Genomic DNA, 10,446 nt, shown 5'->3' with positions numbered 1-10,446 from the left:
GCCGTCCGCCACCCCGGCGTGATCCGGGCCAAAGGAGCTGGCGCGATCAGCCGGCCAGCGTGTGCGCGCCGATATCGGCCACGGTGCGTGCGCCGGTCAGCGCCATGGTCACGCGCATGTCACGCGCGATGAGATCGAGCAACTGGCCCACGCCCGCGCCGCCGCGCGCCGCCAGGGCATAGATGAACGCGCGGCCCAGCATCACCGCATCGGCGCCGCTGGCCAGCATGCGCACCACGTCGAGCCCGGTGCGCACGCCCGAATCTGCCAGGATGCGCAGATCGCCCTGCACCGCATCGGCAATGCGCGGCAGCGCCGCGACGGAAGACAGCGTGCCATCGAGCTGGCGCCCGCCATGGTTCGACACGACCAGGCCATCGGCACCAAACCGCACCGCATCGCGCGCGTCTTCCGGTTCGAGGATGCCTTTGACCACCATCGGCCCGTCCCAGAAGGCGCGGATCCATTCGAGATCCTTCCAGCCGATGCCGGGATCGAAATTGTTGCCGAGCCAGCCGATATAATCGCCCAGCGCCATGGGCTTTCCCATATAGGCCGAGACATTGCCGAGGTCGTGCGGCTTGCCGCGCAGGCCCACGTCCCAGGCCCAGGCGGGGTGGGTCATTGCCTGGATCATGCGCCGCAGCCCGGCATAGGGGCCCGACATGCCCGAATGCGCATCGCGATAGCGCGAGCCGGGCAGCGGCATGTCGACCGTGAATACCAGGGTCTTGATGCCGGCGGCCTTGGCGCGTTCCAGCACATTGCGCATGAAGCCGCGATCCTTGAGCACGTAGAGCTGGAACCAGATCGGGCGCGGGCACTGGGCCTGCACCTCTTCCAGCGGGCAGACCGACACGGTGGAAAGCGTGAACGGCACGCCATGGGCAGCCGCGGCGCACGCCGCCTGCACTTCACCGCGGCGGGCATACATGCCGGTCAGCCCGACCGGCGCGAGCACGACCGGCAGGGCTATGTCTTCGCCAAACAGGGTGGTGGCAGTGGACAGCCCGCCCACGTCACGCAGCACGTTCTGGCGGATGCTCAGCGCCTGGAGATCGGCCTCGTTCCGGCGCAGCGTGGTTTCCGCACCCGATCCGCCGTCGATATAGTGAAACAGAAACGGCGGCAGGCGCCGCGCGGCCGCGCCACGAAAATCGGTGGGTGCGGAAATGATCATCTGCCTTGCTTCCTGCTGTGCCGTGTGCGGCGCGGCCGTTGCCGTCGGGCCGTTCCTGGCGGCAGGCCCTATCACGGCAGCGCCGCGATGGGGAGGGGGAGAACCAGCGGCGATGATCGGTTGTGATTGCATGCAATCAAAAAGGGGCGCCGATGGCGCCCCTTTCCAAAACCGCCCTTGCAGCCACGATCAAAGTTGGAAATCAGTGGCTTGCAGGTTGACGACACCATCCAGCCGGATCCAGAAATCCGACAGGCCATCGCCATTGGTGTCACCCTGGACATAGGTGTTGCCGGCAGTCTGGATATAGCGCAACTCACCCGCCACGTGATGGAATGCGCTGTTGCCGATCCAGGCAAAGGCATCATCGCCCACGGTATGGGTATTGGCATCCACCCCGATCAGCGAGATCAGGTCTTTCGACCCGCGCGAGAAATCGGTGATGCGATCGGCGGTAGAGGCCGTGTTGCCACCGAAATCGCCATCGCGGAAGATGAACTTGTCAGCCCCCGCGCCGCCGGTCAGCACATCGCGCCCGGCACCGCCGATCAGGCGATCGTTGCCCGCGCCACCATCCAGCGTGTTGCGCCCGGCATTGCCGGTGATCACGTTCGCGCCGCTGTTGCCGGTCACCACCAGGTTCTTGGTGCCGGTCAGCGTCACGTTGTCGACATCGGCGCCCATGGTGAAGCTGTGGTTCGAGGCTACCGTCACCACATCGGCCAGGGCAAAGCCGATGCCACCCAAGGCTTCATACTTGCTGGCATTGATGGTGATGCCGGTGGTGGCGTCAATCGCGGTGATGCCCGAACCGGCCAGCCCGGCCAGGGTATCAGCACTGAGCGCGGCGATCGCGGCGCCGGTGTCGACCAGCGTGATCGGGCCAGAGCCGATCAGCTGGATATTGCCGAGTTGCCCCGCCTGGGCCGCGGTGAGGCTGAAGCCGCCGCCCGAGACTTCCACGCTGTCGACCCCGTTGGCATCCACCGCTGCGAACACGGCCGGAGACAGCATGGCAAGATCGGCGGCGCTGGCCGTGATCGTCACGTCGTCGGCCGCGGCAAGGTGCATCGTGCCCAGCGCGGTAAACTGGGCCAGCGACAGCACCAGCGCATCATCGCTGGCATCGATCGCGGTGATGCCCCGCCCGGCGAGCCAGGCCAGATCATAGGGCGACAGGTTGGCAAGCGTCGCCCCGCTTTCGGCCAGGACCACGTCGCCGCCGGCAAAGGTGTAGTCGGCATAGCGATAGAGATCGGCCAGGCCGAGCGTGAGCGTGCCCTGGGTCACGGCGATGGCATCGATGCCATGCTGGCCCAGGATGGCGCGCGTTTCGGTGTCGAGGGCAAAGGCCTGCTGGGCAGTGAGATCGACCACGGCCAGGTCTTCACCCGCAACATACATGCCGCCCATGGCGCTCACTTGCGCCAGCGAGAGATGCACGCTGCCGTCAGTGGCATCGATCACGCCAACCCCGCGCGCGGCCAGTGCGGCCAGCCCTTCCGGCGAAAGCGCGGCGATATGCGCGCCGCTGTCCACCAGGCTGCGGACATCATAGCCCGCCAGGACCATCGACCCGAGCGCATCGTATTGCGCCACCGACAGGGCCAGCGGGCCGTTGACTTGGATGACATCCACGCCTTGCGTCCCCAGGGCGATCAGTTCCTGCGCGTCGTGTGCCGCCAGGGCGTTGCCGCTGACCGTGAGGCGCACGGTGACATCGGGATCGATCGCCAGGCCGCCCTGCGCCAGATGGTGCAGCGTGGCCAGATCGACATAGAGCGGCTCGCCCAGCGTGCCCACCATATCGACCCCGGCGGCAACCAGCGCGGCGACATCGGCGTCATCCAGCGTGGCCAGGCTATCGCCGTTGAACCACAGCCTGACGGTGTCTGCGCCGGTCAATGCCACAGTGCCCAGTGCCAGGAATTGGCCATAGGACAAGGTGATCTGATCGTCGCTGGCATCAATCCGGGTGACCCCGCTATCGGCAAACGTGGCCAGCGTTTCTTCGCCCAGATTGGCGATCGCCGTGCTGCTGTCGCGCACCACGACCGCGTCGCCATGGGCAAAGCCGATGCCGTCCTGCACCAGGCGCGACCAGCCATCGACATCCACGATGATCGCGCCATCGGTGGCGTGGATCGTGGTGACGCCGCGCGCTGCCAGGTCATCGATCTGGCTGCGCGACAGGGCGGCCAGCGTTTCCGCGCTATCGGCCAGGGTCAGCACGTCGTCTGGTGCGATGCCCAGTGGGGCGATGGCGTGGAACTGCGCCAGCGACAGCGCCAGCACGTTGTCGGTGGCATCGATACGGTCAAACCCGGCATCGGCCAAGGCTGCCAGCGCTTGCGGCGAGAGTGCCGCCAACGCGCTGCCGCTATCGGTGATCGTTGCGGTGCTGGCGGGGTCTATCGTCATGCCGGCGATGGCCTGGGCCTGGCTGATCGTCACGGCAAAGCCATGGCCAGTGGCGGCAATGGCCGTAACGCCGGCGGCGCGCAGGGCGGCAATATCGCCCACCGACAGCGTGGCGAGATGCGCCCCGCTATCGACCAGGGTGGCGGGCAGATCTGCGGCAAAGACCATGCTGCCCAGCGCCAGGGCCTGTGCCACGGTCAACGCGGCGCTGGCATCGGGCGTGCGCAGGATATCGATGCCCTGGCTGGCGAGGTCGTGCAGTTGCGTGGGCGTCAGGGTCGAAAGCTGGCCCGCCGCGATGGCCAGCGTGACGCTGTCGCCCTGGGTCAGGGTGGCTGTGCCCAGCGCATCGAACTGCGCCTTGCTCAGCACCAGGGCATCGTTGGTGGCATCGATCCGGTCCACCCCGGCGGCGGCCAGGCCAGCCAGCGCCGTGGCGGAGAGGTTGGCCAGTGCATCGCCGGTATCGGCAAGGATCACCATATCCCCATCGGCAAAGGTAACGCTGCCCAGTGCCAGGGCCTGCGCCACGCTCACCGTCAGCGGGCCATCGCTCGCGTGGACCTGGTCAACGCCGATGGCAGCGAGCCACGACAGGGTTTCGGGGCTGAGCGCGGCCAGTGCCGTGGCGCTGTCGGCCAGGGTCACCGGCTGCGTGCCACCGACGGCGATCTCGGCCAGATGCAGGGCCTGCGTCTGCGCCAGATCGAGCACCAGCGCGCCGCTGCTGGCGCTGAGCGCGACTGCGCCAGTGGCAGCGAGCAGCGCGATCGCGGTGGGCGACAGTGTGGCCAGGTGGTCTGCGCTGTCTTCAATGATGATCCCGCCGGACGACGTGGGGTAGGCGGACAGAGCAAGCGCCTGCGCCATGCTCAACGTGGGCATGGCCATGCCCAGGTCGATCGCATCGATGCCATGGTCGGCCAAGGCGGCAATCTGCGCGGGCGAAAGGGTTTCCAGCGCGGACCCGGCAAGCGCCAGCGTCACCGTGGCTGCCGGGGCCATGACCATGCTGCCCAAGGCATCGAACTGTGCCTGGGTCAGCGTCAGCGCGCCGCCGGTGCTGGCCAGGATATCGACATGCATGCCGGCGAGGTGGGCTATGGCGGCGTCGTCGAGCGAGGCCAGCACGGCCGGGCTGAGAGTCAGCGTCACGCTGTCGCTGGCCGTCAGCGCCACGGTGTCATCGAGTGCCAGGAACTGGTCATAGCTGAGCGTCAGCGCATCGTCGGTGGCGTCGATCTGCCGCAGGCCGGCAATGCCCGCCTGGACCAGATAGGCCGGATCGAGTGCCGCCAGCGCCGCGCCGCTATCGGCCAGGACCACGCTGGCCACGTCCAGGTCCACGCCATGGAGCGCATCGAACTGCGCCAGCGAAAAGGTGACGGCGCCCGGATCGGTGGCGGCGATATAGGCCACGCCCAGATCCTGCAGCCGGGCAATGTCTGTCAGCGAGAGGCTGGACAGGGCGGTGGCGCTGTCTTCCAGCACGATCTGGTCACCCGACGTGAACGCGAGCGGCGCCAGCGCGCGGAACGTGCCGAGGCCAAGCACGATCTGATCATCGCTGGAATCGATCGCATCGACGCCTTGCGCCACCAGGGCGGCCACGCCGGCGGCATCGAGCGCGGCCAGGTGGACGCCGCTATCGACCAGGACCAGCGTGGCGGCCGGACCGACCGTGACCTGGCCCAGCGCGGCGAGTTGGGCCGGCGAAAATGCCAGGACGTGGTCGGTCACGGCGATGGTATCGATGCCGTGCCCGGCGAGCGCGGCGAGCGCCGTGGCATCCAGCGCGGCCAGCGCGGCGCCGCTATCGGCCAGGGTCACGCTGTCACCCACTGCCAGCACGACCTGGCCCAGCGCGGCCAGCTGATCGGTCGTGACGGTAAGCGTGCCGGCGGCCGATGCCAGGGTATCGATGCCCTGGCCGGCAAGGCCGGCCAGCATCGGCAGGCCGGCATCGTCCAGTTCGGCCTGCGTGGTCACCAGCGTTGCACTGGTGGCGCTGGCAATGTGCCCGCCATCGAGCGCGTTGAACTGCGCCCACGTCCATTCCAGCGCGCTTTGCGTGGCGCTGACCACACTCACGCCATGGCCGGCCGCCTGCGCGATCTGGGTGGGCGAGAGCGCGTTGAGCACGCTGGCGTCATCGGCCAGGGTGAAGCCATGCTGCGTGGCAAAGGCCAGTCCCGCCGCAGCATCGAGCCGTGCCACGTCGAGCACCAGGGCATCGTCACTGACCATGACGATGACGCCACCCTTGGCCGAAAGCGTGGCGAGCTGCGCCGTAGTGAGAGCGGAAAGCGCCGCGCCGTTGTCTTCAATGGTCAGCACTTCGTTGGCGGCCAGGCCGATCCCGGCCATGGCCACGGCGCTCGCCGCGTCGAGCGTGAAATGCCCTTCGACGCTGCTGACCGTGGTGGCGCCCAGTGCGGCGAGGGTGGCCCATTGCGTGGGGCTCAACGCTTCCAGCGTGCTTTGCGCATCGTGCACGATCAGCGTGCTGTCCGGCGCCACCAAGGCGCCAGCGAGAGCCAACGCTTGCGTCGCATCCAGCTGCACTATGCTGTCGCTGACAGCGATGCGATCGACGCCCAGCGCCACCAGATCAGCGAGGGCCGTGGGCGAAAGGCCGCCAAGCGTTGCGCTGCTATCGCGCAGGGTCACGGTATCGGCGGCGCCCAGCGCCAGCCCGCCCAGCGCCTGCGCCTGGGCCACGCTCAGGGTCAGCTCATGATCGGTGGTGGCCAGGGCATCGACCCCGGCTGCGGCCAGATCGGCAAAGTCCTGCGCCGTAAGGGCGGCCAATTCGCTGCCGGTGGCCACCACGGTGACCAGGTCTGCAGCGGCGAGCGTGACGCCATGCAGCACCTGCGCCTGGGCCAGCGACAGGGTGAGCGCGTTGTCGGTGGTGTCGACCGTGTCGATCCCCTGGGCCACCAGAGCGGCCAGCGCGGCGGCCGACAGGGCGGCAACATGGGTGCCGCTGTCGGCCAGGGTGAGCGTGTCACTGGCAGAAATGGCTACGCTGGCCAGAGCGCCAAGCTGCGCCACGTTGAGATGCAGGGCATTGTCGGTGGCATCGATCGCGTCGATCCCGGCGGCGGCTAGCCCGGCCAGCGCCGTGGCGGACAGCGCAGCAATCGCCGCGCCGCCATCGGCCAGGGTGATGCTGTCGCTGCCGGTCAGCGCGATGGAGCCCAGCGCCTGCGCCTGGGCCACGGTCAGCGCCAGGGCATCGTCGGTGGCATCGAGCACATCGATTCCGGTGGCGGCCAGCGCGGCGATCTCACTTGCGGTGAGGGCGGCAAGGTTGGCCGCGCTATCGGCCAGCGTGATCGTATCGGCGGCGGCCAGAGTTACCACGCCCAGCGCCAGGGCCTGGTCGGCAGACAGGGTAAGCGCGCCATCGGTGGCGTGGACCGTATCGATGCCAAGCGCGGCCAGACCGGCAAGGTCAGCCGGGGTCAGTGCCGCGATATGGGCGGCCGTGTCGGCCAGGGTGATCGCGTCATCGGCGGCCAGCGCCAGGCTGCCCAGCGCCTGGACCTGCGCCACGCTCAGCGCCAGGGCATGGTCGGTGGTCGCCAGGGCATCCACCCCGGCGGCAGCGAGGGCGGTAAAATCCTGTGTGGTCAACGCCGCGAATTCGGCGCCGGTGGCCAGCACAGTGACCATGTCCGCGCCGGTAAGGGCCAGGTTGCCCAGTCCCTGGACCTGGGCGAGCGACAGGGTGAGCAAGTCATCGCGCGCATCGATCGCGGTGAACCCGCGCGCGCTCAGATCGGCTAGGTCGGCCAGCGACAGCGCGGCGATATGCGCGCCGGTATCGGCCAGCGTCAGCGTGTCGCTGCCCGACAGGGTCGCGCCGGCGAGCGCCTGGGCCTGTGCGACGGTGAGCGCGAGGGCATCGTCGCTGGCGTCGATCGTATCGATGCCGGTTGTTACCAGCGCGGCCAGGGCCGTTGCCGAAAGCGCCGCGATGCTGGCGCCGGTATCGGCCAGCGTCACGCTGTCGGATGGGGTCAGGGCGATGGTGCCAAGGGCCTGGGCCTGCGCGACAGACAGCGTAAGGCTGCCGCCCGTCGTGGCGATGCGATCGATCCCGGCAGTGGCCAGGGCCGCAATGTCGGCGGCAGAGAGCGCCGCGATATGCGCGCCGCTGTCGGCCAGCACGATGGTATCGCCGCCTTGCAGCGCCACGGCGCCCAGCGCCTGGGCCTGTGCCACGCTCAGCGCCAGAGTGCCGTCGGTGGGATGGATCGTGTCGATCCCCAGCGCCGCCAAGCCAGCGATGGTCGCGGCGGAAAGCGCGGCAAGATTCGCGCCGGTATCGGCCAGGGTGACACTGTCCGCCTGGGTCAGGGCGATAGTGTCGAGCGCGTCGAGCTGCGCCACGGTCAGCGCCAGGGCATTGTCGGTGGCATCGATGCGGTCGATCCCCAGCTGCGCCAGATCGCCGATCGTGCCGGCCGCCAGCGCGGCCAGCGTGGCGCCGGTATCGGCCAGGGTGATCACGTCTGCCCCGGTCAGGGCGGTGCCGGCCTGGTCAACCGCCAGCGCCTGGTCCACATGCAGCGTCAGGACATCGTCGATGGCGTCGATCCGCGTCACGCCATGGAGGTAAAGGTCTTCCAGGCTCGTGCCGGTCAGGGCCGCGATCGCGGCGCCACTGTCGGCCAGAACCGCGCTGTGCCCGGTGAACCACAGGTTGCCGGCGACCACGGCCTGGGCCTGCGCCACGGAGAGCATCGGCTCGCCATCGCTGGGGCCGAGCAGATCCACGCCGGCCTGCGCCAGGGCGGCGATGGCAACCGGTGACAGGGCCTCGATCTCGGCAGCCGTCGCCTGGGCGATCACGGTGTTGCCCGGCGTCAGCGCCATGGTGCCCAAGGCGCCGATCTGCGCGAGCGAAAGGGTAAGCGCCCCATCGCTGGCATCGATCGCGTCGAACCCGGCCGTGGCCAGTTGCGCCAGTTCGGCCGGGGTCAGCGCGGCCAGGTTGCTGCCGGTATCGGCCAGGGTAATGCTGTCGCTGCCGGTCAGCGCCACGCTGCCCAGCGCCAGCGCCTGCTGCACCGTCAGGCTCAACGCGTTGTCGGTGGCGTCGATGCGGTCAATGCCGATGGCGCCCAGATTGGCGATGTCGGCGGCAGAGAGCGCGGCCAGCGCCGCGCCGCTGTCGGCCAGGGTAATCACGTCGCCACGCGCCAGTTCCACCGTGCCCAGACCCTGGACCTGCGCCACGGACAGGGTGAGGGCATTGTCGGTCGCGTCGATCTTGTCGATGCCGGCGTCGGCCAGCGCGGCAAAAGCACCGGCCGAGAGCGCGGCCAGGTTGCTGCCGCTGTCGGCCAGGGTGATCACGTCGCCCGCAACCAGCTCCACCGTGCCCAGCGCCTGATACTGCGCGACCGAAAGGGTGAGCACGTTGTCGGTGGCGTTGATCTTGTCAAAGCCCGAGGCGGTCAGGCCGGCAATCTGCGCCACGCTGAGCGCGCCGATGCTGGCACCCGTGCCCGATAGCGTGAGGACGTCGTTGGCGGCCACGGTCACGCTGCCCAGCGCCTGGTATTGCGCCAGGGTCAGCGACAGGACGTTGTTGGTCGCGTCAAGCTGGTCCACCCCGGCATCGGCCAGCGCGGCGATATCGCTGGGGGCGAGGGCGGAAAGCGCAGTGCCCGTGCCGGTCAGCGTCACGGTGTCGCTGCTGGTCAGGGCCACGGTGCCGAGCGCCTGGTACTGGGCGACGCTGAGGTTGAGCACATTGTCGGTGGCGTCGATCCGGTCGATCCCGGCATCCGCCAGCGCGGCGATATCGCTGGCAGAAAGCGCGGCGATATTGGCGCCACTGTCAGCCAGGGTGATCACGTCGCCTGCGGCCAGCGTCACCACGCGCAATGCCTGGTACTGGTCCACGGTCAGGCTCAGCACGTTGTCGGTGGCATTGATCTTGTCGATGCCGTTTGCCGCGAGGTTGCCAAAAGCGCTTGCCGACAGCGCCGCGATGGCAGCGCCGGTATCGGCCAGGGTGACGGTATCGGCCGCGGAATAGGGCGCATTGGCGTTGTAGGCCGACACGGTGACGTTGATATTCGCCATTTTCTTGACACCTCAAGGCGTTGAAAAGAACATGGCGTACCGCTGCCGCTTGCGCAAAAAGTGGCCGCCAGCTGTGTTGATCCGCCCGGCCAGGGCCAGGCGGCGCATATTCACGAGGTTCGGCGGCGGTTATGCAGAATCGGCTGAATCAACACAATATTGGCTGAAATCTGCTGATTGCTAAGTATATATACCAATACTGTGCGTCTTGTTCCGCTGAACGTCATGCGCGGAACGGTATGCCGTGTTCACGGTGAATTTATTGTCGGAACAGCTTACGCACAATTACGCGGTAATGCCGTGAGCGGCGTCGGCGCAGCGCTGGCGCCACGCGCAGCGCGGGCCAAGAGGGCGATCAAGCATCAGATGTTGAGGGAAGTGGCGCACCCGACAGGATTCGAACCTGTGACCCCTGCCTTCGGAGGGCAGTACTCTATCCAGCTGAGCTACGGGTGCGTGAAGTGGCGCCCTAGCAGTGGCGGGCAGGGCATGCCAGCGGTTTTTGCACGGCCCCTGGCCATGGCATCGGCACGGCGGAAAATTAGGAATCGGTTAACAATCCCAGCCTAGCCTTTCCGCCATGGAACACCCCCCATTCCAGTCCTTCCGCGCTGGCCAAAGCCTTGATTCAGCGCCGCGCGATCCCTTGCGCGAGCAGGCGCGGCAAACGGTGCAGGGCGGCCCGCCGCCGCTGTTGCCCGGCGGCGCATCGGATGTGCTGGGGGCCGATCGGCTGGCGG

Annotated in this window: 2 protein-coding genes and 1 tRNA gene; all 3 read right to left on the bottom strand. The window is 68.1% G+C overall.

Annotated features, from left to right (window positions below):
• Positions 1 to 46: 46 nt before the first annotated feature.
• The 3 genes from lldD to H926_RS0106460 all read right to left on the bottom strand — a co-directional run bounded on the left by lldD (position 47) and on the right by H926_RS0106460 (position 10,162).
• On the bottom strand, positions 47 to 1,180 hold the full coding sequence (gene lldD, locus H926_RS0106470; RefSeq protein ID WP_022675591.1) for an FMN-dependent L-lactate dehydrogenase LldD: 1,134 nt from the start codon (positions 1,178 to 1,180) through the stop codon (positions 47 to 49).
• 189 nt (positions 1,181 to 1,369) lie between these two features.
• Entirely contained in the window at positions 1,370 to 9,706 is an 8,337-nt protein-coding gene (locus H926_RS0106465) for a hypothetical protein (protein ID WP_022675590.1), read from the bottom strand.
• Positions 9,707 to 10,085: 379 nt separating this feature from the next.
• A tRNA-Arg gene (locus tag H926_RS0106460) sits at positions 10,086 to 10,162 on the bottom strand.
• Between the last annotated feature and the right edge of the window lie 284 nt (positions 10,163 to 10,446).

It is taken from the genome of Novosphingobium sp. B-7 (genome assembly GCF_000410615.1).
Taxonomy (GTDB): Bacteria; Pseudomonadota; Alphaproteobacteria; order Sphingomonadales; family Sphingomonadaceae; genus Novosphingobium; species Novosphingobium capsulatum.
Note: the sequence above shows the minus strand (reverse complement) of the source record. Positions and strands in the feature narration are given on the sequence as shown.